This window comes from Micromonospora sp. NPDC047620 (genome assembly GCF_043205005.1).
Lineage (GTDB): Bacteria > Actinomycetota > Actinomycetes > Mycobacteriales > Micromonosporaceae > Micromonospora.
The window spans coordinates 1-20,730 of record NZ_JBIDDG010000018.1 but is presented as its reverse complement, the minus strand read 5'-3'; the positions used below and the strand labels follow the sequence as shown (position 1 = coordinate 20,730).

At 72.3% G+C, this 20,730-nt stretch carries 21 protein-coding genes and 1 pseudogene; 14 read left to right on the top strand and 8 right to left on the bottom strand.

What is annotated here, in order from left to right:
- Positions 1-33: 33 nt before the first annotated feature.
- Genes ACGF5C_RS22165 through ACGF5C_RS22155 form a run of 3 tightly spaced genes read right to left on the bottom strand, consistent with a single transcriptional unit; the run spans position 34 to position 4,102 of the window.
- On the bottom strand, positions 34-1,527 hold the full coding sequence (locus ACGF5C_RS22165; RefSeq protein WP_393304353.1) for a DUF4127 family protein: 1,494 nt from the start codon (positions 1,525-1,527) through the stop codon (positions 34-36).
- 33 nt (positions 1,528-1,560) lie between these two features.
- Entirely contained in the window at positions 1,561-2,871 is a 1,311-nt protein-coding gene (locus ACGF5C_RS22160; protein ID WP_393304352.1) for an enolase C-terminal domain-like protein, read from the bottom strand.
- Positions 2,855-4,102, bottom strand: a complete 1,248-nt coding sequence (locus ACGF5C_RS22155) for an AGE family epimerase/isomerase (protein WP_393304350.1) — start codon at positions 4,100-4,102, stop codon at positions 2,855-2,857. Before ACGF5C_RS22155 ends, ACGF5C_RS22160 begins: the two co-directional genes overlap by 17 nt.
- 104 nt (positions 4,103-4,206) lie before the next feature.
- Here ACGF5C_RS22155 and ACGF5C_RS22150 point away from each other — a divergent pair, with 104 nt between their 5' ends.
- The 3 genes from ACGF5C_RS22150 (at position 4,207) to ACGF5C_RS22140 (ending at position 7,212) form a co-directional block, all read left to right on the top strand.
- Positions 4,207-5,181 (top strand): LacI family DNA-binding transcriptional regulator, encoded by a 975-nt coding sequence (locus ACGF5C_RS22150; RefSeq protein WP_393304348.1) that lies wholly within the window; start codon positions 4,207-4,209, stop codon positions 5,179-5,181.
- Between the two features lie 79 nt (positions 5,182-5,260).
- Positions 5,261-6,034 (top strand): 6-phosphogluconolactonase, encoded by a 774-nt coding sequence (locus ACGF5C_RS22145; protein ID WP_393304346.1) that lies wholly within the window; start codon positions 5,261-5,263, stop codon positions 6,032-6,034.
- The gene (locus ACGF5C_RS22140) at positions 6,031-7,212 is read left to right on the top strand and encodes an N-acetylglucosamine-6-phosphate deacetylase (RefSeq protein WP_393304344.1); all 1,182 of its coding nucleotides are present in this window, start codon (positions 6,031-6,033) and stop codon (positions 7,210-7,212) included. Before ACGF5C_RS22145 ends, ACGF5C_RS22140 begins: the two co-directional genes overlap by 4 nt.
- Before the next feature lie 157 nt (positions 7,213-7,369).
- Here ACGF5C_RS22140 and ACGF5C_RS22135 read toward each other — a convergent pair whose 3' ends face one another.
- On the bottom strand, positions 7,370-7,786 hold the full coding sequence (locus ACGF5C_RS22135) for an MmcQ/YjbR family DNA-binding protein (RefSeq protein WP_393304342.1): 417 nt from the start codon (positions 7,784-7,786) through the stop codon (positions 7,370-7,372).
- A gap of 288 nt (positions 7,787-8,074) precedes the next feature.
- On the opposite strand from ACGF5C_RS22135, the gene pdxY reads away from it, so the two are divergent.
- Complete coding sequence (pdxY, locus tag ACGF5C_RS22130; protein ID WP_393304340.1) at positions 8,075-8,926, top strand: pyridoxal kinase PdxY; 852 nt, start codon at positions 8,075-8,077, stop codon at positions 8,924-8,926.
- Between the two features lie 114 nt (positions 8,927-9,040).
- Here the strand turns inward: pdxY and ACGF5C_RS22125 are convergent, their stop codons facing one another.
- Positions 9,041-9,307 (bottom strand): hypothetical protein, encoded by a 267-nt coding sequence (locus tag ACGF5C_RS22125; protein ID WP_393304338.1) that lies wholly within the window; start codon positions 9,305-9,307, stop codon positions 9,041-9,043.
- A gap of 490 nt (positions 9,308-9,797) precedes the next feature.
- Between ACGF5C_RS22125 and ACGF5C_RS22120 the strand changes: the two genes are divergently transcribed.
- Positions 9,798-10,643: a MerR family transcriptional regulator gene (locus ACGF5C_RS22120; protein WP_393304474.1), complete on the top strand. Its 846-nt coding sequence runs from the start codon at positions 9,798-9,800 to the stop codon at positions 10,641-10,643.
- Positions 10,640-11,629 (top strand): BtrH N-terminal domain-containing protein, encoded by a 990-nt coding sequence (locus ACGF5C_RS22115; protein WP_393304336.1) that lies wholly within the window; start codon positions 10,640-10,642, stop codon positions 11,627-11,629. Before ACGF5C_RS22120 ends, ACGF5C_RS22115 begins: the two co-directional genes overlap by 4 nt.
- Before the next feature lie 277 nt (positions 11,630-11,906).
- Here ACGF5C_RS22115 and ACGF5C_RS22110 read toward each other — a convergent pair whose 3' ends face one another.
- A complete protein-coding gene (locus tag ACGF5C_RS22110) occupies positions 11,907-12,497 on the bottom strand; it encodes a TetR/AcrR family transcriptional regulator (RefSeq protein WP_393304334.1) in 591 nt (196 codons plus the stop codon).
- Between the two features lie 232 nt (positions 12,498-12,729).
- On the opposite strand from ACGF5C_RS22110, the gene ACGF5C_RS22105 reads away from it, so the two are divergent.
- From ACGF5C_RS22105 to ACGF5C_RS22090, 4 genes are all read left to right on the top strand, one after another.
- Complete coding sequence (locus ACGF5C_RS22105; RefSeq protein ID WP_393304332.1) at positions 12,730-13,314, top strand: hypothetical protein; 585 nt, start codon at positions 12,730-12,732, stop codon at positions 13,312-13,314.
- A gap of 285 nt (positions 13,315-13,599) precedes the next feature.
- The gene (locus tag ACGF5C_RS22100; RefSeq protein ID WP_393304330.1) at positions 13,600-14,472 is read left to right on the top strand and encodes a hypothetical protein; all 873 of its coding nucleotides are present in this window, start codon (positions 13,600-13,602) and stop codon (positions 14,470-14,472) included.
- A gap of 326 nt (positions 14,473-14,798) precedes the next feature.
- On the top strand, positions 14,799-14,924 hold the full coding sequence (locus ACGF5C_RS22095) for a hypothetical protein (RefSeq protein WP_393304328.1): 126 nt from the start codon (positions 14,799-14,801) through the stop codon (positions 14,922-14,924).
- Positions 14,925-15,474: 550 nt separating this feature from the next.
- On the top strand, positions 15,475-16,131 hold the full coding sequence (locus ACGF5C_RS22090; RefSeq protein ID WP_393269229.1) for an SGNH/GDSL hydrolase family protein: 657 nt from the start codon (positions 15,475-15,477) through the stop codon (positions 16,129-16,131).
- A 160-nt stretch (positions 16,132-16,291) separates the two neighbouring features.
- On the opposite strand, the gene ACGF5C_RS22085 is transcribed toward ACGF5C_RS22090, so the two are convergent.
- A complete protein-coding gene (locus ACGF5C_RS22085; RefSeq protein WP_393304326.1) occupies positions 16,292-16,540 on the bottom strand; it encodes a hypothetical protein in 249 nt (82 codons plus the stop codon).
- Positions 16,541-16,708: 168 nt separating this feature from the next.
- On the opposite strand from ACGF5C_RS22085, the gene ACGF5C_RS22080 reads away from it, so the two are divergent.
- The 3 genes and pseudogenes from ACGF5C_RS22080 to ACGF5C_RS22070 all read left to right on the top strand — a co-directional run.
- Positions 16,709-17,191, top strand: a complete 483-nt coding sequence (locus ACGF5C_RS22080) for a GNAT family N-acetyltransferase (protein WP_393304324.1) — start codon at positions 16,709-16,711, stop codon at positions 17,189-17,191.
- A gap of 54 nt (positions 17,192-17,245) precedes the next feature.
- Positions 17,246-17,890, top strand: coding sequence for a hypothetical protein (locus ACGF5C_RS22075; protein ID WP_393304322.1), 645 nt, complete (start codon positions 17,246-17,248; stop codon positions 17,888-17,890).
- 70 nt (positions 17,891-17,960) lie between these two features.
- Positions 17,961-18,331 (top strand): annotated as a pseudogene (locus tag ACGF5C_RS22070) (transporter associated domain-containing protein); the annotation flags it as partial.
- Positions 18,332-18,364: 33 nt separating this feature from the next.
- Here ACGF5C_RS22070 and ACGF5C_RS22065 read toward each other — a convergent pair.
- Positions 18,365-18,775: a PaaI family thioesterase gene (locus tag ACGF5C_RS22065; RefSeq protein WP_393304320.1), complete on the bottom strand. Its 411-nt coding sequence runs from the start codon at positions 18,773-18,775 to the stop codon at positions 18,365-18,367.
- A 79-nt stretch (positions 18,776-18,854) separates the two neighbouring features.
- Here ACGF5C_RS22065 and tyrS point away from each other — a divergent pair, with 79 nt between their 5' ends.
- On the top strand, positions 18,855-20,141 hold the full coding sequence (tyrS, locus tag ACGF5C_RS22060; protein WP_393304472.1) for a tyrosine--tRNA ligase: 1,287 nt from the start codon (positions 18,855-18,857) through the stop codon (positions 20,139-20,141).
- Positions 20,142-20,730: the final 589 nt, after the last annotated feature.

Below are 20,730 nucleotides of genomic sequence, written 5' to 3'. Positions count from 1 at the left end.
CGGCGGCGGCACCGCCGGCGGGGCGGCAACCGGTCAGGTTGCCGCCCCGCCCGGCGGCGTCAGGTCGAAGTCGACGGTGAAGGTGTACGACCAGGGCAGCCGCGCGTTCGTCACGGTCCAGCCGGACAGCGTCCGGGTGCCGGTCGCCCACCGGTGCAGATCCCGCGTGATCCGCGCGTGCACGTCGGGCAGCTCGTCGAGCGGTGGGTCGGTCAGCCCCCGCTGCGCCGCCTCCTGTTGCAGGCGCCGCCGCACGACCGGCAGGTAGTGCCCGTCCTCGATGATCTTGCGGGCCAGGAACCGGTCGCGGGCGTCCTGCGAGCGCGGGGTGACCGACAGCGCCGGCGTGACACCGGCGGCGAGGGTGGTGCCGATCGTGTTGCCCGCGGTGTTCCAGCCGCCGTAGGACACGAGCCGGCCCAGCAGGCCCCGGTCGTCGAGTCCGGCGAGCAACTGCGGGTCGCTGCCGTTGGCGAAGCGGATGTCCGCCACGGCCACCCGGCGCCCCGCGGCGACATGGGCCGCGACCGCGTCCGCCACGGCCGTCCAGCCGGTGTCGGCGGACGCGTCGGGCGGGTCGAGCACCCAGTCGCCGGGCTCTGTCGCGGGCGGGTGCACGACGACCACCAGGTCGGCCTCGTCGGCGTCCGCGACCTCCACGGCCCCGAGGGCACGAACCTGGTTGGCGAGGCCGAGCCGCACCGGTCGGTCCTCGTACGGGGCGATCCGGTCCAGGCCGTCCGCGTCCGGGCAGTCGACGGCGATCGTCGGGGTGACTCCCCGGACCTGCGCCGCCACGCGCGCCACGAGCACGCTCGGCACCTCGTCGGCGCCGGGGTAGGTGAGGACGTCGACGCCGAGCCGTTCGATCCAGCGCTGCAACTGTCGCCGCTCCGCCGCCGGCAGTCCCCGCGGCGCGGTGTCGTCGGACGAGATCACGAGGGTGTCCAGGGTCCCGTCGGAGGCCATCTCCAGCGCGGCGAGCAGCACGGCGTGGTTGCGCGCGCGCCGTCGCACCAGGTCGGTCACGTAGGCGTCCGGCACCTGCCCACGAGCGGCGGCGACCGCCTCGGCCGTCGCCTCGCCCAGGTCGTGCGCGTCCCAGACGGTCGACAACGCGCCGAGCCGCGCCCCGTGCGTGGCCCAGTAGGCCGGTTCCTGTCGGGAGCGGGCGGCGTTGTCGTACGACGGCAGTCGGGTCACCACGCCGAAGGCCGTGACCGGCACGTCGATCTGACGCAGCACGTCGAGGCGGGACAGCACCTGCCCGATCCGGTCGTCGGTGTTGCGCGACGGGATCAGCCCGCCGTGGACGAGCAACTCCAGGGAGACGACGACGTGGTCGACCTCCGTGGAGATCTCCCGGAGCCACCGCGCCAGGGCCGCGGTGTCCGCCGGCTGCCGGAACGACGGCATGGCGGCGGGAGGCGGGGTGACGACGTCCAACCCGGCGCACGCCCCGATGGCGACCGCGTAGCCACGGGTGTTGGGTCTCTCGTCCGGCGGCAGCAGGGCGACGCGGGTCATTTCGTCCTCCTCGGGATCGCGGTCGGTGCGGCGTCAGTAGATGCCGGCCGTTGGTTCGTCGAGGACGATCACGCCGTCGTCGACGGTGACCAGGGACGGCTGCCGACCGGCGAGGTCGCGGTTGCCGGTCGGCGCGTACTGGCGGCTGTTGTACTCCAGATGCGGGGCGGAGAGGTCGAACACGCTCGCCAGGCGGGCCGAGTGGGCGAGGGCCGCGTCCACCGCTGTGAGGTCCTGCATCGTCACGAAGAGCCCGTGGGCGCGGGCGAAGGCGTACGTGAGCAGGGCGGGCGTCTGGCCCTTGCCGGCCTTCACCACGACTCCCGACCAGCCGTCGCTTCGCACGTGGCGAAGCTGCGCCGGGTCGTGCAGGCTCTCGTCCATCAGGACGGGCCGGCGCCGGCTCTGCTCCCGCACGGCGGCCGGATCCGGGCTGCTGTCCCGGGGCCAGGGCTGCTCGACGAAGGCCACGGCCTGGAAGGCGTCGGGTGCCGTCGCCGCCAGGGCGTCCAGCATCGCGCCGAGTGCCGCCGGCCCGGGGTAGCCCTCGTTGGGGTCCACCGACAGCACCACGTCGGCCGTCCGGGCCGATGCCACCCGATGCACCTCTGCGATCCGCCGCGCGTCGGCGTCGGGATCGCGACCCGGCACCTTGATCTTCACATGGCGTACGCCGTCCCGGCGCAGCCACTCCTCGAGCGACCGCGCGCCGCCGGCGTCGCCGGGCCGCAGCGGGTCGGCGGTGCCGACCACGTGCTGGACCGGCAGCCGCCGGCGCGGTGCGGTCAGGAACTCACCCGGGTACCGGCCGGCCAACGTCGGATCCACGCACGCGCCGAGGTCGTGGGCGAGGTGGTCGGGGGTGTACATGGTGTGCGCCGGGCGGCCCGCCGCGCGGGCCCACGCGTCGTGCAGGGCATTGTCGACCGCGCCGAGGCACAGCAGCGCCGCCAGCCGGGGTATCGGCTCCGGCGCCGGGACGTCCTCGACGGCGGCACCGGTGTCGGCCACCGTCTGGTGCAGCCGGAGCCACGTGCCGACGGGGTCGGCCGGCTCAGCACCCAGCGCGGCGTGCGCGAACCGTTCGGTGAGGCGGCGCAGGGCGGCGTCCCGTCCTCTGACGTCCAGCCGCGATGTCGGCCACGACCACGGGACGGAGAGCACCGAGGCACCCCGGCCGGTCGCGGCCTCGCCACGGCGGTTCGTGGCGACCACGTCGACCAGGGCGAGGGTGAACCAGGTGATGGCGCGACCGCTGATCATGAACGGATGGTCCAGGTCGATCTCCCGGAAGCTGACCCGGGCGTCGCGGACGGTGATGTCGGTGTCAGCGGCGGCTGTCAACGGGCACCTCGGCACCGAGTTCGACCAGTTGCATGAGGTTCCGGGCGATGTGGAAGGGGTCCTTGACCGGCAACGCCACGACCTGGTCCAGCGGGCGTCCGCCGCGGTCGCGGATCTGGACCCACTCCTCGCCCTCGTCCCGGCCGGGGAACGTCGCGAGGGTGTAGTCCCAGATCAGCTCCGCCCACCGCCCGGCGTCACGGTCGCCGTAGCGGCGTGCGGCCAGCGCCGTGGTGTACGCCGCCTCGGTGTGCACCCACCACAGCTTCGTGCTCCAGGTCGAACGGACCAGCCTCTCGTAGGGCGTGTCACCCCCGGTGCCGCGCGGCTCCGTGGCGCCCTCGGCGTCGACGTAGCGGAAGAGCCCCCCGTGCCGGCTGTCCCAGGCCGATGCGCAGAGGGCGTCGACGCTGGTCAGCAGCTCGGCGTCGGTGACCTCGTCGCTCTCGCCGAGAAGGTTGCCCGCCTCCAGGGCGACCCAGACGCCTTCGAGGGCGTGCCCGGGGACCCGGTGCCGGGCGACGAGGGAGGTGTCGTCGGGCAGGTCGGGAATCATCTCCCGGAAGGTGCCGTCGGGCGTGCGGTGGCGGAGCATGGCGTCGCGGTCGGCGGCGAGGTCGGCCAGCGTGTCCGAGGTCATCCGGTCGAGGTGGCGCAGGGCCCGCGCGTGTTCCAGGCGGGTGTTGAGCAGGATCATCCGGGGGCCGAAGGCGACATGCCCGTCGGGGACGGCGTACGGCGGCGTCGCCGCGCGGTTCGTCCGGATGTCCGCGGTCGCCCGGGACAGCAGCGGCTCGGCGACCTCCAGCCACGCCGTCGACCCGGTCGTGCGGGCCAGTTCGGCCAGTCCCATCACGACGAAGCAGTCCGCGTAGACGCTGTGCGTCTCGCCAGCCGGACCGTGGGTGGGGGTGCCGTCCGCGGTGACCACGAAGTGGCAGGTGCCGTCGGGTCGGACCACATGGTCGGCGAGGAACCGGGCGCCGCGTTCGGCCAGTGCCACCAGGCGGTCGCCGTCGACGTCCAGCAGCCCCTCCGTGGCCAGCCGGGCCGCTCGCGCGAGCAGCCACACGAACCGCCCCTGCGACCAGGTGAACTTCTCCGTGGAGACGAGCCGGCGGCCGCGGTTGTCGAAGCAGGTGTGGAAGCCACCCCGCCGCTCGTCGACGCCGTGGCGCAGCCAGAAGGGCAGGATCACGTTCTCGAGTTGGACCCGGGCCTCAGCGGTCATCCGACCCCTCCTGGTGCAATCGCTTGCATACCGTGTCGGTGGCTAGAGTAGCGGCACGCTTCACATTCAGCGAGCGCGGCGACAGCCCGAAACAGGAGGACCGAATGAAGCGGCCGACGATCTACTCGATCGCAGAGGCGTGTGGCGTGTCCGCGTCGACCGTCTCGCGTGCCTTCAGCCGGCCGCACGTGGTGAACGCCGAACTCCGGGAACGCATCCACGCCGCGGCCCGCGAGGTGGGCTACCAGCCCAACAAGGCCGCGCGCGGCCTGGTGACCGGGCGGACGGGCCTGATCGGACTGCTCGTCCCGGACATCACCAACCCCTTCTTCCCGCCACTGGTCCGGGCCATCCAGCAGGCGGCCGACAAGCTGGACTCCTCCGTGCTGCTCGTCGACACGGAGGAGAGAGCCGCCGCGGAGCCCCAGCTCATCCGTCACCTCGCCGGCCAGGTCGACGGCCTGCTGCTGGCGTCGCCCCGGTCCTCGTCCGGGCTCAAGGACAAGGTGAATGACCTGCCGTGCGTCGTCATCAACCGGCGGATCCGGGGGTTGCCGGGCGTGACCTGCGACAACACGCGCGCCCTGCAGGCCGCCGGCCGGCACCTGGAGCAGTTGGGCCACCGCCGGGTCGCCATGATGCGTGGCCCTTCCGCCTCGTGGGCGGCGCGCCAGCGGGCCGACGCGATCCACGCGTGGGCGGTCCGGTCCGACGTCACGCTGGTCGACCTCGGGCCCTTCGCGGCGTCCTTCGAGGGCGGGCTGGCGGCGGCGAGGGCGCTGCTGGACAGCGATTGCACCGCCACCTTCGCGTTCGACGACCTGATGGCGTGTGGCGTCCTGGCGGGGCTTGCCGACGCCGGGGTGCGGGTGCCGGAGGAGCGCAGCGTGATCGGCTGCGACGACGTGCTGCTGGCGCGCACCGTCACGCCCCGCCTGACGACCGTGACGGCCCCGGTGCAGCGGCTGGGGCACGTGGCCGTGGAGCTGCTGCAGCGCTGCGGCTCGGGTGAGCCGACCGAGGAGATCCGCCTCGACGGCGAGCTCACCCTCCGCGCCTCGACCGGTCCCGCCGCCTGACCGCTGCCACAACGTGTTGACCCGCCGACGCTTCGTCGTTAGGGTCTGTGCAACCGATTGCAGAGCCTGAGGAGACGGAATGGGCATGCCGGCGGGGCTGAGTGCGGACGACGTGACCCTGCACGTGACAGCGGATCCGGCCGGTGCCGGTGCCGGCGCCGCACGCGTCGCCGCGGACGTCATCCGTGGCGCGATCGCGTCCCGTGGCAGCGCCCGGATCGTGCTGGCGGCGGCGCCCTCGCAGCAGGAGATGCTCGCGGCGCTGGTACGCGATGTCTCGATCGACTGGTCCCGGGTGCACGCCTTCCACATGGACGAGTACGTGGGACTTCCGCAGACGCATCCCCAGGCGTTCGGGCAGTGGTTGCAGGAGCGGTTGCCGGTCGCCGGGCTCGGGTCGTTCACGCGACTGCGGCCCGAAGCGGACCCTGTCACCGAGGCCGCCCGCTACGCCACGCTGCTGGCGCAGGGCCCGATCGACCTTACCTGCATGGGCATCGGCGTGAACGGACACATCGCCTTCAACGAGCCCGACGTCGCCCGCTTCGACGACCCGGCCGCCGTGCGGGTGGTCGAACTCGACCCGGTCTCGCGTCAACAGCAGGTCGACGAGGGGTTGTTCGCCCGACTGGAGGACGTGCCGGCCCAGGCGGTCACCTTGACCGTGCCGACGCTGCTGAGCGCGAACTCGATCGTCGTCACCGTGCACGGCCGGCACAAGGCGGCCGCGCTGAGGCTCGCCCTGACCGGACCCATCGGCCCGGCCTGCCCCGCGAGCGCGCTCCGGACGCACCGGTCGGTGTCGGTGCACGCCGACGCGGCAGCCGCGAGCGGCCTGGACGAGCTGACGTGACCCCACCGGGGCAGCAGACGCGCATCGAGGGCCGGCTCGCCGACGGTCGCCCCGTGCGGCTGCGGATCTCCGGCGACCGCATCTCGTCCATCGAGGAGACCCAGCCGACGCCGGACCAGCCCACGATCCTTCCCGGGCTGGTGGACCTGCAGGTCAACGGATTCGCCGGCGCGGACGTCAACGCCGACGACGTGTCGGTCGCCACCGTGGTCGAGTTGACCCGGTCGCTGTGCCGCCGGGGCGTCACGTCGTACTGCCCCACGATCATCACGGCCAGCCAGGAGAAGATCCTCTCCACCCTCGACGTGATAGCCGCCGCCCGCGCGAGCGACCCCCTGGTCGCCGACGTCGTCGTCGGCGTACACGTCGAAGGCCCCTACCTGGCCGACGCGGACGGCCCCCGTGGCGCGCACGACCGGCGGCACGTCCGCGACCCGGACCCGCGGGAGCTCACGCAGTGGCTCGACGTCGCCCCGGGCCTGGTACGCCTCGTCACGCTGGCGCCCGAACGGCCCGGCGCGACGCGGTACGTCCGCGCCGCCACCGAGGCCGGGATCGTCGTCGGCCTGGGACACACCGCCGCGACACCGGAGCAGGTGCGGGCGGCGGTCCACGCGGGAGCACGGCTATCCACCCACCTCGGGAACGGGTCGCACGCCGTCCTGCCGCGGCATCCCAACCACCTGTGGGCGCAGCTGGCGGAGGAGGCCCTGACGGCGAGCTTCATCGCCGACGGTCACCACCTCCCCGCTGACACGCTCACCGCCATGGTGCGGGCGAAGGGCGTCGAACGCTCGGTCCTGGTCAGCGATTCGGCGGCCCTCGCCGGCTGCCCGCCCGGTGAGTACCGCACCCCGGTCGGCGGCTCGGTCACCGTGGACGCCGACGGCCGGCTCAGCCTGACCGGCACCGAGTTGCTGGCCGGCAGCGGCCGGTCGCTGTTCGAGTGCGTCCGGTGGGCGCTGCGGCAGACCAGCTTCGGTCTCGCGGAGGTGTGGTCGATGGCGTCGACCGTGCCGTCCCGGCTGCTCGGATCACCCGACCGGGGAGTCGTCGCCGTGGGGGCCCGAGCCGACCTCGTGCTCGTCCGCGGACTCGACGGCCCGCCACGGCAGGCGGAACCCCGGCTGCTCGCCACGATCGTCGGCGGCGTGGCCCGCCCCGCCACCGACGGCTGATCCGCCGGCAGGGCCACCAGATGACGATGATGCGACTGTCGACCCGGAACCGGCCGCCGGACTGACCGGCGTGCCGCTGCGGCCCTGCCCTGGTCAGGCGGGTGGGCGGGGCGCCACGAAGCCGGGAGCCGGCTGCGGGGACGCGGCGGCGCGAGTGCTACCTGGCCTCCGGAGCGGCTCTGCTCAGGTCTCGGCTCGACGAATCCGGGTCGTCGTCGAGGTCGCCGGCGAGCGGTTCCGGGGCACGCATGCGCCACGCGTCGGTGACGAGTTCCGCCAGGCGATCGACGGTCACCTGCGCCAGCCGCAGCATGACCAGGGGCAGCCCGTCGTACGCGGGGGTGGTGAAGAAGACCTCGGGCTCGCCGAGGAGCAAGGCCTGCTTCTCCGCTTCGTCGCCGGCGTACAGCACCGCGATGTCGGTGCGGATGAGGCGCGGCGCACCGGGTCTGCGCTCCGGGTAGGACCAGACGAATCCCTTGCCGGCCACCCGGAAGTCGAAGCCGTCACTGTCGATCTCGACCACGTGAGGCAGTGCCAGTGCCAGGCGACGGACGTCGTCGGCGTCAGCCATCGAGGTTGCTCCAGGACATCGCCTCCTGCACAGGCGCAGACTAGCCGCTGCGTCGAACGCGTTCGCCGCCGGCCCGCCGGATCCCACGTTCGGTCAGCTTGCCGAGGTGGCCAACAGGTTCCGGACGGCGGCTGCGAGCGTGCGGGTCGCTGTGCACAGCTCCAACAGTCGCCGGCGGTGGAAGCCCCCGTCAGTGGTTCTGCCATCGCAGGAGGGCCCGGAGTGGGTCACTCGACAGAAACGGTGGGCAGTACGTGTGGCACCGGCGGGAACCGTCATGATGAGCCGGTGAAGATCCTGTCCATCCAGTCTTCGGTCGCCTACGGCTACGTGGGCAACTCGGCGGCGGCCTTTCCTCTCCAGCGGCTCGGGCACGAGGTCTGGCCGGTACTGACGGTCCATTTCTCCAACCACACCGGGTACGGCGCGTGGCGAGGGCCGCTGCTGGCGCCCGCCGACGTGGCCGAGGTGATCGCGGGCATCGCGGACCGCGGGGTCCTCGGCAGCGCTGACGCCGTGTTGTCGGGCTACCAGGGCGACCCGGCGATGGGCGCGGTGATCCTCGACGCGGTGGACAAGGTCAAGGCGGCCAACCCGGATGCCGTGTACTGCTGCGACCCGGTGATGGGCGACGCCGGCCGCGGGATGTTCGTCCGGCCCGGCATCCCGGAGTTCATGCGGGACGTCGTCGTGCCGCGTGCGGACATCATCACCCCGAACCAGTTCGAGCTGGACTTCCTCGCCGGCCGTACGACGAACTCGTTGGCGGAGTTGCTGGAGGCGGTCGACGTGGTGCGCGGGACGGGGCCGCGGCACGTCCTGGTCACCAGCGTGCTCCACGGCGACGTGCCGGTGGGCTCGCTGGAGGTGGTGGCCGTCTCGGACGAGGGCGCCTGGGCCGTGACGACGCCGCTGCTGCCGATCAGCCCGAACGGCGGCGGTGACGTCACCGCGGCGCTGTATCTCGCGCACCTGCGGACGACGGGCTCGCCCGCGACGGCACTGGAACGCACCATCGCCTCCGTCTTCGCCGTACTCGAGGCGACCCTCGCGGCGGGCACCCGGGAGATCCAGCTGATCGCGGCCCAGGACGCGATCGCCGAGCCGCCGACCAGGTTCACCGCCCGGCGGCTGCGCTGACGGTGAGCATGGCGTCGGTACGTCTGACGCCTCGCCGGCGGGTCGTGGCCCGGCCACCGGAGAACAGCCGGGGACGGGCCAGAGCCCGTCCGGCCGGGATCGGACCTGGCCCGGTCATCGAGCAGCGCTGACGAACGGCCGCGCAGGCCCGGTGGCCGGCGACTGCGTGCCGGAGCGGCGCGGGAGCAGGTACGGGGTGGCCAGGAGCAGCACGCCGGCGACACCGATCGCGACGCGTACGTCGGTGGCCCCGGCCAGAACGCCCCACAGCGCGGTGAGCACCGCGATCGCCCCGGTGCCCGTGATGTTCCACGCGACCAGCACGCGGCCGACCCGGTCAGCCGGTACCCGCTCGAGTCGCTCGGTCGGCGACCGGTACATCTGGCCAACCACCCACGACCTGCGTCGCATCCCGCTGCACGGCCCGACGCCGGTCTACCCGCACTGGTTCGTGTGCCTCGCGGGCAACCCGCATCCCACCCTCACCGCACTCCGCCAGCACCTGACGGCCGCGCGGCCGGCCACTCCGGCCGAGGCCTGGGTGCCGAGCTGGGCCAGCCGCCGTGCCTGACGCCGGACGGCACGCGCTCCGGCGTCACCCCTGTCCCCGAAGAGGCAGTACGGGTCGCTGCTCGCGGAGCCGGAGGGGTCGTTGCCGCCGGCAACGCACCTGTGCGGGCCCGTGCCGACCGGTTCAGCCTGCGTGACGGCGAGCTGCCGGGCGCGCGACCCGCGAGCGCGCTGGGGTACGTGGCCGGCCGGACCCGTTCCATCATGATTCGTTCCGTGGTCGGCGCGGCAGGGCCGGGCCGAGGTTGACCCTCTCCCATGGGGAGGGTCGAGGCTGTTGGAGGCGCCGGTGACGGGGTTGATGCCGATCGGGGTGTTCGCGCGAGCGACCCGCTTGTCCGTTCGAGTGCTGCGCAACTACGACCGGTTGGGTCTGCTCGTCCCGGCGTCGGTCGATCCGGATACCGGCTACCGCCGGTACAGCGTCGACCAGTTCCCCAGAGCGGGGCTGGTCCGGCGGCTGCGAGAGCTGGAGGTGCCGTTGCCCGAGATCGCCGAGATCCTGGCGGCCGAAACCCCGGAGCAGACCCGCGCCGTAATCGAGCGGCACCGGGAACGCGTGGCCGCGCGGGCGGCCCGGCTCGACGAGATCGCCGGGCGGTTGGGGGCTGTTCTGGCCGAGCCGGGACGCGTGCCGGGCTGGCTACACGTGTACGAACGGTGGCGCGATGCCCAGCCCACCGCCCGCATGCTGGTGCGTACCCCGCTGAGCGGGCTGGCCGAGGCGTTGGCGCCCGGGTTCGCGCGGCTGTTCGCCGGCCTCGCCGCGCAGGGGATCGCCCCGGCAGGGCCGGTCGGGACCCGATACCTCAGCGACGACCTCGACGCGGCGGAGTTGGAGGTGGAGCTGTTCGCGCCGGTGGCGCGCCCGCCCCGGCCGACCGCGACGATTGCGCCCGGGGAACTGCCGGGCTGCCTGCTCGCCGCGACCGTCCACGAGGGCGGCTACGACGCCATCGATACCGCCTACCGGTCGCTGGGACGCTGGATCGCCGAGCACGGCCGGGCGCTGGCGGGCCCAGCCGAGGAGCGCTACCTCGTATCGCCCGTACCCGGCACACCCACGGCCGCGCTCCGCACGGAGATCGCCTGGCCGGTCCGACCCCCGTCCGGCCCGTCCCGACCAGCAGATAAGGAGACCGAATGATCATTGAGAACGTGGCGTTCCCCGCCGGTCAGCACTGCGAGACCACCACGCTCGGTGCCCTGCTGCGCCACGAGGGCGTCGACCTGTCCGAGCCCATGCTGTTCGGCCTCGGCGAAGGTCTGGGCTTCGTCTACTGGGATGCCAGGAGCATGGACTTTCCGTTCCTCGGCGGCCGCACCAAGCCGACCACGATTACCCGAACCGTGGCCGACCGGCTGGGCCTGACGCTGCACATCCAGGAGACCGCCTCGCCCCGTAAGGCCTGGCAGAACGTGGTCGTCGCCCTCGCCGCCGGACGCCCGGTCGGCCTGCAACTGGACTCCTACCACCTGGACTACTTCAGCACGAAAGTCCACTTCGGGGCTCACTTCGCCGCGATGTACGGCTACGACGACACCCATGCCTACCTGATCGACACCGCCCAGCAGGGCGGCACCGTGACGACCACGCTGACGAGCTTGGAACGGGCCCGCAACGAACGCGGGCCGATGACCGCCCGCAACCTCTCCTACACCATCGCCAGCCCCACCGGCCGGCCCGATCTGGGCCACGCCATCCGGGCGGCCATCCGCAACAACGCGCACGCTTTCCTCAACCCACCCATCGCCAACCTCGGCCATCGCGGCATCGACAAGGCGGCCCGACAGGTGGCGCGGTGGCTCGACCGCTCCCGCGACCCGTCCCGCGACCTCCCGCTGGCCGCAGCGCTGATGGAACGCGGCGGGACCGGCGGCGCCCTGTTTCGCGCCATGTACCGCGACTTCCTCGCCGAATGCGCCACGATCGTCGACGACGACAACGTCCGCCTCGGTCACCGGCGGTACGCCGAGATCGCCCCGTCATGGACCGAGGTCTCCCACCACATCACGGCCGCCGGAGAAACCGGCGACCCGGACCACCTGATCCGAGCCTCGGTGCTCCTCACCGAACTCGCGGCCAGGGAGCGCCACGCCATGCAGATCCTGACCGGCATTCGCACCGACTGACCACCTCGACGATCGCGGCTCCCGTACCCGCTCGAACACCGCCAACCTCGGCACGTCCGGATCGCACTGGCGGGCCTCGTGACCCCTGGATAGCGGCGCGGTGCGCCGGGTGGGCACGTCGGCCTGGCTGCACAGGCCCTGCCCGCCGGCGCGGGCCTGACCGTGGGACCGCGCGGGGTGGGTGGCAGTACGAGGACCCGGCACGGGCCGTCGACGACCGGTTCCGGCGGGGGATTTCAGCGCACCGCGAGGAAGCCGTAGCCGGCGCGACGGTCGGTCATGTCCCGCTTGCCGGCACGACTCCCGCCACCAATGCCCGCAACGCGGCCAGCGACTGCTCGATGTCGACCCGGTCGGGCGCCACCAGCCACTGCTGGTGGATGCCCATCCCCGCCCCGACGATCGCGACTGCCAGCGCGTCGGTGGACAAGCCGGCCGGCGGCGCGAATCGGTCCAGCCAGCGCTTGCAGTGACCGCGCAGGGTGTCGTGGATCGCCACGTATCGGTCATGGATGGGGGAGTCCGGCTCCAGCGCCTCTACCAGCAGCGTGACGAACAGTCTGGTCGTGGGCCGCGTGAACAGCGCGCCGAGCCCCTTCATCAGGTGGTCCAGCCCGGTCTCCGCGCCTGGGCCGGGCGCCTCGCCGAGGCTTGCGTGGAGCAGGTCCACCGACCGTTCGAGGACCGCCAGCAGCAGACCCTCCTTGCTGCCGAAGTGCCACGGAATGGAGCCCCGACTGATCCCGGACCGCTCGGCCACGTCGGCAAACGTCGTCTGCCGGTAGCCCTTGGTCGCGAACAGTTCTGCCGCCGCGGTGAGGATCAGCTCGCGGCTCTCTCCGCTGGTCTGCTTTCGTCGTGTTGTCACGCCACCTCCTCTGTGCTAACCATAACAGCCTGTGCTGGCTGACACAGGAGATCATCTTGCGGCGCCGGCGACGCGACGAGAAATTTGGGAGGGCCCTGCACGTGAGACTTCCGAACACCGCACACGCCAGCGTTCCGTGGCGCATCCACGAACCCACCGCTGACTTCGCAGTCGAGGACGTGTTGGCACTCCGCGACGATCTCCCGGCACGGTATCGGGAGCGGGGCTGACGATGAACGCCGGTAAGCAACTGCTGCGCTGGGCGAGCGGCATCATGCTCGTGCTGGGGACGGGTCACCTGTTGTTGCTGACTGTCTTCTCCCGCGAAGACATCGCCGGCTGGGTCGGCCGAGGGGTGTGGGCAGCCGTCCCGCTCGGGCTGACGGACAGCGGCGCCGACCAGACGGTGGCATCCCTTCAGAACGCGGTCACCTTCTGGGCCGGTCCGGGAAGCTTCGCCGTGCCCCTGATCCTCCTGGGTTGCCTGACCTGGCACCTCGCCGGACGCGGGGTCGCCGTGCCCGCCGGGATCGGCTGGGGCCTCGCGGCGTGGTGTTCCGTCGGTGGCGTCCTGCTCGTGCCGTCCCGTACTTCGCAGGCGTCGTCTCCGGCGCACTCATCATCCTGGCGAAGCGGCGAGAAGACCGGTCGCGGAGAGCCCACCACCAGGGAGACAACCAGGCGTGATTTCGCGGCGGGAGCGGAGCGGGCGGCGAGCACGGCTGGGTCATCTCCCAGGAGCGGCGCGTCGCCCGCTTCAATGGGACCTCCTGGAAAGACGAGCATCCCGGGGCCCAGCGACTGCCGGGTGGGATGACCACGGCGGTCAGGCTAGTGCGCTGTCCATGAACGTTCACCGGGTCGGTGACACGCCGAGTGTCGTCCGTTTGGACGAGGCGGTAGGGGCTCACTCTCGACGGTGGTGATGGTGCTGCCGAGAGCGGGTCGGCGGGTTGGCCGAGCCGGTACGGGCACGGCGGTTGACGCGCCGCAAGCCGGCCCGCAGGGAGCGACCTGCGGCGCGAGGTGCCGGCCCGCGCTCCCCCGACACCAACATGGCCGGGGCATCGACTGGCCGGCTCTCGGTCTCCAGAATGGAGTGATGACAGCCGACGCGACCCCGCGACGACATCCGCTCCTGCCCGTCCTCGCCGGTTCCCGAGCCGTCCTCGTCGGCCGAGACACCCCCGACCCCGACGCGGACCATGGCTTCGGCCACGGCTACGAGTCGGCGGTGGAGGCGACCAGGGCGTTGGCCCGCGCCCTCGTCTCCCCGAACATCGGCACGCCCTTCCTCGAAGCGCACACCGAACAGCTCGTGCGCGGGGAGTCCCCCGACGCGGTGATCGACGCCGTGCGCCGGGCCGCCGCGGCGGCGTCGGACACGTTGCTGTTCTCCTACGCCGCGACCGGCCCGGAACACTGGGAGACCCCCGAGGGCGCGGAGCAGCAGACCGAGGATCCGGGCAGCCGGCGGTCCGTGCTCAGGAGGGTCGCCGACCTGATGCGGGACAGCGCGGCCACCCGACTCGTCGTCCTGCTGGACTGCGGTTCCGCGCAGATCGCCGCGCGGCACTTCACCCGGCCGGACCCACCGGCCGGTCACCGGCACGGCGTACAGTTGTCGCTGCTGGGCGCTGGCCGGGTGATGCTGTTCGGGAGCGAGATCGACCCATTTACGAGCACCCTCACCAGAGCGCTTCAGGCAGGGGTCGACGGCGGTCCCGAGGCCCTGAATCTGGTGGCGCTCGGCAATGCGGTGCGGGCCAAGTTCACCGAGCTGCGGTACCAGGTCGAGAACGAGTACATTCCGGGAGCGAAACAGCTACTCGTCCACGGCGGCTACGAGGTGGCACTCGGCATCAATCGGGCCTTTCCGCCCGATGACCGCGACGTCGCCCTGCGGTACCCGCCGCGCTATCCCGGCGCCTTCTTCGCCCACCCCGACGCCGTGAGTGAATTCGAAGGCTACTGACCCGACGACGCCGGGCCCGGGCGCTACACCACGTCGGATCGGCGCGGGGGACAGCGGCCCGCCGAGGTCCCATGGGCCGGCTAGTGCGCTGACCACAAACGTTTGCCGGCTCTCGAGGTGCGGGTCCAGAACGTTGCCAGTGTCGCGGGGAGGTCCAGGGAGGCGATCCGGCACGCCTCCAACGCCGCCGGTGGTGGTCTGGACCGGCGCAGCGAACGTCCCTGGAACCGCATTAGCATCGATGCGGCGCGGGCGGGGCACTGTCCGACTGGAACGGGGGGCCGGTGGGCGCGGCGAGACGGAGATCGCTCCGGCGGTGGGCCGGTGTGCGCCGGTGGGTTCGGGTCGTCGTGATCGCCGCTGTCTGCCTCCTCGCGTACGGCGGGATCGTCCACCTGGGCGACCTGCTCGGCGTCCGGCCGGGTGGTCCAAGCCCGTCCACCCCCACCTGACTGATGGTGTGCTTCACCTCGCTGACCGTGTTCGATCCGCTCGCGGCGCTGTTGCTAGCGCTGCGCCGGATCGAAGGGCTGTTGCTTGGCTGGTTGTCCTTGCCAGCGGCGCGGCGGCGAACGGGTACGCCGACTACGTGCTGGACACGGTGCCGGGGACTACGCCCGGCCGGATCGGGCAGGTGGTGATCACGGCGCTCGCGGTCGCCCTGATCGCGGCGGCGCCCAGGGCCGCGCCCTGGCTGCACCGGCCAGGACGTGCTGACTAGCGTGCTATCCATGAACGTTGCGCACCAGGCGAACCAGGTCCTCGGGACGTCTCGGTAGAGCGACTCCTGCTCGACGCACTGGTCCCAGCCCATGCTCAGATCCGCCTCGGGATCGAAGGTCAGCAGCAAGGCGCGCCCGTTCGGGACGAAGTACCAGACGGTCGACTGGTACAGGATGGGCCGGCCCCTACCACGATTCTGACCAGCCGACCTCTCAGCCGGGCACGCGTACGATCGCCCTGCCCGGCTCCGGCACCCACGCGACGCAATGGAGGCCCGTGATGACAGAAGAGATCCCACCCGGCGGACGGGTGCTGTTCATCGGCGACAGCATCACCGACGCGGGACGCAACCGCGAGCGGTCCGACGACCTCGGTGGCGGATACGCCATGATGGCCTCGGCCTGGTTCACCGCCCGGCACCCGCAGCACGCCGTCACCTTCCTCAACCGGGGCGTCAGCGGCGACCGGGTCCGCGACCTGCGCGCCAGGTGGGACGACGACTGCCTGCGGCTCGCGCCGCAGGTGGTGTCGGTGCTGATCGGCATCAACGACACCTGGCGCCGGTACAGTGCCGACGATCCCACCACCGTGGAGGAGTTCGAACGCGACTACCGGCACATCCTCGACCTGACCCGACGGCGGCTCGACGCCGCCGTCATCCTGATCGAGCCCTTCCTCATCCCGCTCGACGACGGACAGCGGGCATGGCGCGAAGACCTCGGGCCGAAGGCCGACGTGGTGCGCAAACTGGCCGTCGACTTCGACGCGACGTTGGTGACGGTGGACCACCTGTTCGGTGCCGGAACAGCCGACGAGCAGGTCTGGACGGCGGACGGCGTGCACCTGACACAACCGGGTCACGCCCTGCTGGCCCAGCAGTGGCTGCGGGCGGTCGCCGCCCGGGACCTGGCAACCGCCCCGACAGCCGTCCCGTGACGATCCGCGAGAAGAGACGGCGGAACCACGGATGTTCGCCGACGACCTCTCCACCGGGCTCGTCGGCCGGCGGGCGCGACGGTATCGCTGAGCGAATGGACGATGACCAGCGCGGAGTTCACTACGTCTCGGTCGACAGCCGCGGTTAACCGTCGGGCCGCTACCCGTCGCCGGCGGGGCGCTCGCGCACGACCAGTTCGTCGATCTCCAGCCGGCCGATGCGCAACTCCCGCACGACGGCCCGGCGGATCGCGAGCCGACCGATGGCCAGCGCCCCGACGGCGACGGCCCCGACGGCCAGCGCGCCCACGGCAAGCGCTCCGAGCGACGCCGCGCCCGCCGCCCGTGCGCCCGCCGCCGTGCCGACGGGCGTCCCGCCCGCCCGCGCGCCCCGTACCGCTCGTGTCACCAGCTCATTGTCCGCGCGGCGCCGGCCCGGCGTGCTCGAATCGGCGCACCGACGGGCGTCCGTGTCCGCCCTGGGCCTGATCGGGGGCGCGGCCGGGACTGGCGAACGCGGCGCAGCGGGCGTGACGCGAGGTCCGCGATGTCACCGCCTGGCCCTATCCTCGGGCCCGTGACCGCCGACCTGCGCCTGCGCCCCGTACGCGACGACGACCTGCCCCACTTCTTCGACCACGAGCAGGACGTCGAGGCCAACTGGATGGCCGCCTTCGGCCCGGAGGACCCGACCGACCGGGCGCGGTTCGACGCGCACTGGCGCCGGCTCCGCGCCGACGAGCGGATCGTCGCCCGCACGGCCGTCGTCGACGACGAGGTCGTCGGCCACGTGACCGCCTTCCCGGTCGACGACAAGACCGAGGTCAGCTACTGGATCGACCCGCGTCGCTGGGGCCGGGGCTACGCCACCGCCGCGCTCGCCGCCCTGCTGCGCGAGCTGCCCCAGCGGCCCGTGCACGCCCGCGCCGCCAAGGACAACCGGGCCTCGCTCGCCGTGCTGCGCAAGTGCGGCTTCGTCGTCACGGGCGAGGACAGGGGGTACGCCAACGGCCGCGGCGCCGAGGTGGAGGAGTGGGTGCTGGAGCTCGCCGACCGGTGAACCGGCCCCGCGCCCGCCGTGCGGGCTGACCCGGGTGACCACTACTCTCGCGGGGTGGACTGGCTGGAACTCATCGGCTGGACCGGCTCGGCGCTGCTGGTCTGGTCGCTGCTGCAGACGCGCATTCTCCGGCTGCGTGCCCTGAACCTGCTCGGGTGTCTGATCCTGATCGGCTACAACGCCGCGGTGCAGGTCTGGCCGATGGTCGGGCTGAACGTCGTGCTGGCCGTGATCAACGTCTGGTATCTGCGCGCCATGCTCGCCACCCGCCACGACGAGGCGACCTACCAGGTGGTCGAGGTCGGCGTGGACGACCAGTTCCTCGCCCACACGCTGCGCGTCCACGGCACGGACATCGCCCGCTTCAACCCCGGCTTCCGCTGGCCGCCCGGCACCTCCGCCGAGCGCTCCGCCTTCCTCGTGCTGCGGGCCGACGAGGTGGTCGGCGTGGTGCTGTCGCACGCCGAGCCCGACGGCGTGGCGCAGGTCGACCTCGACTACGTCACCCGGCGGTTCCGGGACTTCACCCCGGGCGAGTTCGTCTACCGGCGCAGCCGCCTCTTCACCGACCGGGGGTTCCGCCGGGTGGTCACCCCGCCCGGCATGGTCGCCCCCTACTACCACCGGCTCGGCTTCCGCCCCGAGGGCCGCTCGTACGTGCTCGACCTGACGGCCCCGCCGGTCGCCGAGCGAGCCTGACCGCTTCCCGGGCCGGGGCGAGGATTCACCGGCCGGCCCGGTGGGCACAGACTGGCCTACGCCGGCCGGGTCCCTCGAGGACATCCTGGAGGAGATCGTCGGGGAGATCTACGACGAGACCGACCGGGACGTGCGCGCCGTGCGCACCGAGCCGGACGGCCCCATGCTGCTCCCCGGCACCTTCCCGGTGCACGACCTCACCGACGTCGGGGTCGAGCTGCCCGGCCGCCCCGGCGGCGACTACACCACCATCGCGGGCCTGGTGCTCACCTGCCTCGGCCACATTCCCACCGTCGCGGGGAGAGCGTCACCGTGGACGGCTGGGAGCTGGAGGTGGCCCGCATCGACCACCGCGCGATCACCGGCGTCCGGCTGCGCCGGCCGGCCGCGCCGCCGTGCGACGACGCCGGGGAGCCGGTGCTGGACGAGGCCCGCGGCTGACCGTCGCCACCGCGCCTCTGGCCGGGGCGCGGGTCAGGCGGGGGAGAGGTTCTGTAGTCGCACCTGGCCGCGGGCGACGAGCTGGGCGTCGGCGTCGGTGATCTCCACCTGCCAGAGCTGCTGGCTGCGCCCCCGGTGTACGGGGGTGCCCACGCCGGTCAGCTCGCCGTCGCGGACCGCGCGCAGGAAGTCGGTCTGGTTCGACACGCCGACGACCCGCCCCCGGTCGCCCAGCCACACCGAACCGCCGACGCTGGCCGCGGTCTCGACCACCGAGCAGTACACGCCGCCGTGCTGGATCCCGAACGGCTGGTGCAGCTCCGGGCGGACCTGCCAGCGGATCACCACGCGGTCCCCGCTGACCTCGTCGAACCTGAGGCCGAGCAGGGCGACGAAGCCGCCCGTCAGATCCGGCATGTCCACGGCGTTCCCCTTCCCGATCATGGCGTCGCCAGCCTACGCCGCCGCCGGCTGCGCAAACCCGCTACGGCAGGCGCCCGGTCATAGGGGAGAATGGGTGACCGTGACCGACAGCAGCCTCCCGCCGCCCGGGCGGGACTCCCTGACCGATGACCTGCGGTGGCGCGGCCTGATCCAGGACTCCACCAACCTCGACGAGCTGCGTACGCTGCTCGACGGCAGTGCCGCCACCTACTATGTGGGTTTCGACCCGACCGCGCCGAGCCTGCACGTCGGCCACCTCATGCAGGTCACCACGGCCCGTCGGCTCCAGCTCGCCGGGCACCGGCCGCTGCTGCTCGTCGGCGGCGCGACCGGCCAGATCGGCGACCCGAAGGAGAGCGCCGAGCGGACCCTCAACCCGCCCGAGGTGGTCGCCGGCTGGGTGGCCCGGATCCGCGACCAGCTCGCCCCCTTCGTCTCGTACGAGGGCGAGAACGCCGCGCAACTGGTCAACAACCTCGACTGGACCGGCGAGATGTCGGTGGTCGAGTTCCTCCGCGACGTCGGTAAGCACTTCCCGGTCAACAGGATGCTGGCCCGGGAGGTGGTCAAGGCGCGGCTGGAGAGCGGAATCAGCTTCACCGAGTTCAGCTACCAACTGCTCCAGGCCAACGACTTCTTCGAGTTGCACCGCCGGCACGGCTGCCAGCTCCAGTTCGGCGGCTCCGACCAGTGGGGCAACATCGCGGCCGGGGTGGACTACATCCGCCGGCGCGGCGCCGGCCCGGTGCAGGCGTTCACCACCCCGCTGGTCACGAAGTCGGACGGGACGAAGTTCGGCAAGACCGAGGGCGGCGCCATCTGGCTCGACCCCGAGATGACCAGCCCGTACGCGTTCTACCAGTTCTGGGTCAACGTCGACGACCGGGACGTGAGCCGCTACCTGCGCTACTTCAGCTTCCGTTCGCGGGAGGAACTGGAGGCGCTGGAGAAGGAGACGGCGGAGCGGCCGGCGGCCCGGGCGGCACAGCGCGCGCTCGCCGAGGAGCTGACCACGCTCGTGCACGGCGAGCGGGAGATGGCGCAGGTGGTCGCCGCCAGCCAGGCGCTCTTCGGCCGGGGCTCGCTGGAGGAGCTCACGCCGGCGACGCTGCGCGCCGCGCTGACCGAGGCCGGCCTCGTCCACCTCGACGAGCTGCCCGACGTCGCCGGGCTCCTGCGCGATTCCGGGCTGGTCCCGAGCCTGAAGGAGGCCCGCCGGGTGATCGCCGAGGGCGGCGCCTACGTCAACAACAACCGGGTCACCGAGACCGACGCCACCGTGAGCCCCGAGGACCTGCTGCACGGTCGGTACCTGGTGCTGCGCCGCGGCAAGCGGTCGTTCGCCGGGGTCGAGCTGCGCAGCTAGCCGTACGCCCGCGCGACTGTGACGGGCGACGCCCCCGGCGGATTTGACGATCAATCCGCCGGGGGCGTAACTTTCTCTCTGCCAGCGCGGAACGGACGAAACGGGGCGAAAGTCCTGGAGGCCGGAGCGTGGGAATGAGCTTCCGGTTCGAGGGGTTGCACTCCTTGGACCCGGGACCGGGCGGTGCCCCGGATTCGCTGTGAGGCGGATTTGGTGAGGCGGAGCCGACCGGGTAAGGTTCGACGCCGGCAGGAAACCGGGCGAGTTCGCGGGAGACCGCGGCGGCCGGTCTGTCGGAAGCTGCGATCGGAATCGGTGGAAGCCGGTCTGGTTGTGGTGTCCGGAAATTGGGTTGAAGTGGTGCGGATCGCGGCAGAGCGGTTTGACTCGGCGGAAACCAGCGGGTAGCGTAGTGAAAGTGCCCGGCGCGAGAGCGGCGGGGATGTGAACGAAATGCCCCGGGTCGGGGGCTCCACGGTGTGGGGTTTCCGGGCGGTGTGTGGTTGTTCTTTGAGAACTCAACAGGGTGCTTGATAAGCCAGTGCCAAATTGATTTATACCCCGGACTGGCAAGCCTTTATGGTTTGTT

Bases quoted from the DNA above. Each gene is read 5' to 3' on its own strand.
- ACGF5C_RS22165 (WP_393304353.1), bottom strand. From the start codon at position 1,527: ATGACCCGCGTCGCCCTGCTGCCGCCGGACGAGAGACCCAACACCCGT.
- ACGF5C_RS22155 (WP_393304350.1), bottom strand. From the start codon at position 4,102: ATGACCGCTGAGGCCCGGGTCCAACTCGAGAACGTGATCCTGCCCTTC.
- ACGF5C_RS22150 (WP_393304348.1), top strand. From the start codon at position 4,207: ATGAAGCGGCCGACGATCTACTCGATCGCAGAGGCGTGTGGCGTGTCC.
- ACGF5C_RS22145 (WP_393304346.1), top strand. From the start codon at position 5,261: ATGGGCATGCCGGCGGGGCTGAGTGCGGACGACGTGACCCTGCACGTG.
- ACGF5C_RS22135 (WP_393304342.1), bottom strand. From the start codon at position 7,786: ATGGCTGACGCCGACGACGTCCGTCGCCTGGCACTGGCACTGCCTCAC.
- ACGF5C_RS22125 (WP_393304338.1), bottom strand. From the start codon at position 9,307: ATGTACCGGTCGCCGACCGAGCGACTCGAGCGGGTACCGGCTGACCGG.
- ACGF5C_RS22120 (WP_393304474.1), top strand. From the start codon at position 9,798: ATGCCGATCGGGGTGTTCGCGCGAGCGACCCGCTTGTCCGTTCGAGTG.
- ACGF5C_RS22115 (WP_393304336.1), top strand. From the start codon at position 10,640: ATGATCATTGAGAACGTGGCGTTCCCCGCCGGTCAGCACTGCGAGACC.
- ACGF5C_RS22105 (WP_393304332.1), top strand. From the start codon at position 12,730: ATGAACGCCGGTAAGCAACTGCTGCGCTGGGCGAGCGGCATCATGCTC.
- ACGF5C_RS22100 (WP_393304330.1), top strand. From the start codon at position 13,600: ATGACAGCCGACGCGACCCCGCGACGACATCCGCTCCTGCCCGTCCTC.
- ACGF5C_RS22090 (WP_393269229.1), top strand. From the start codon at position 15,475: ATGACAGAAGAGATCCCACCCGGCGGACGGGTGCTGTTCATCGGCGAC.
- ACGF5C_RS22065 (WP_393304320.1), bottom strand. From the start codon at position 18,775: ATGATCGGGAAGGGGAACGCCGTGGACATGCCGGATCTGACGGGCGGC.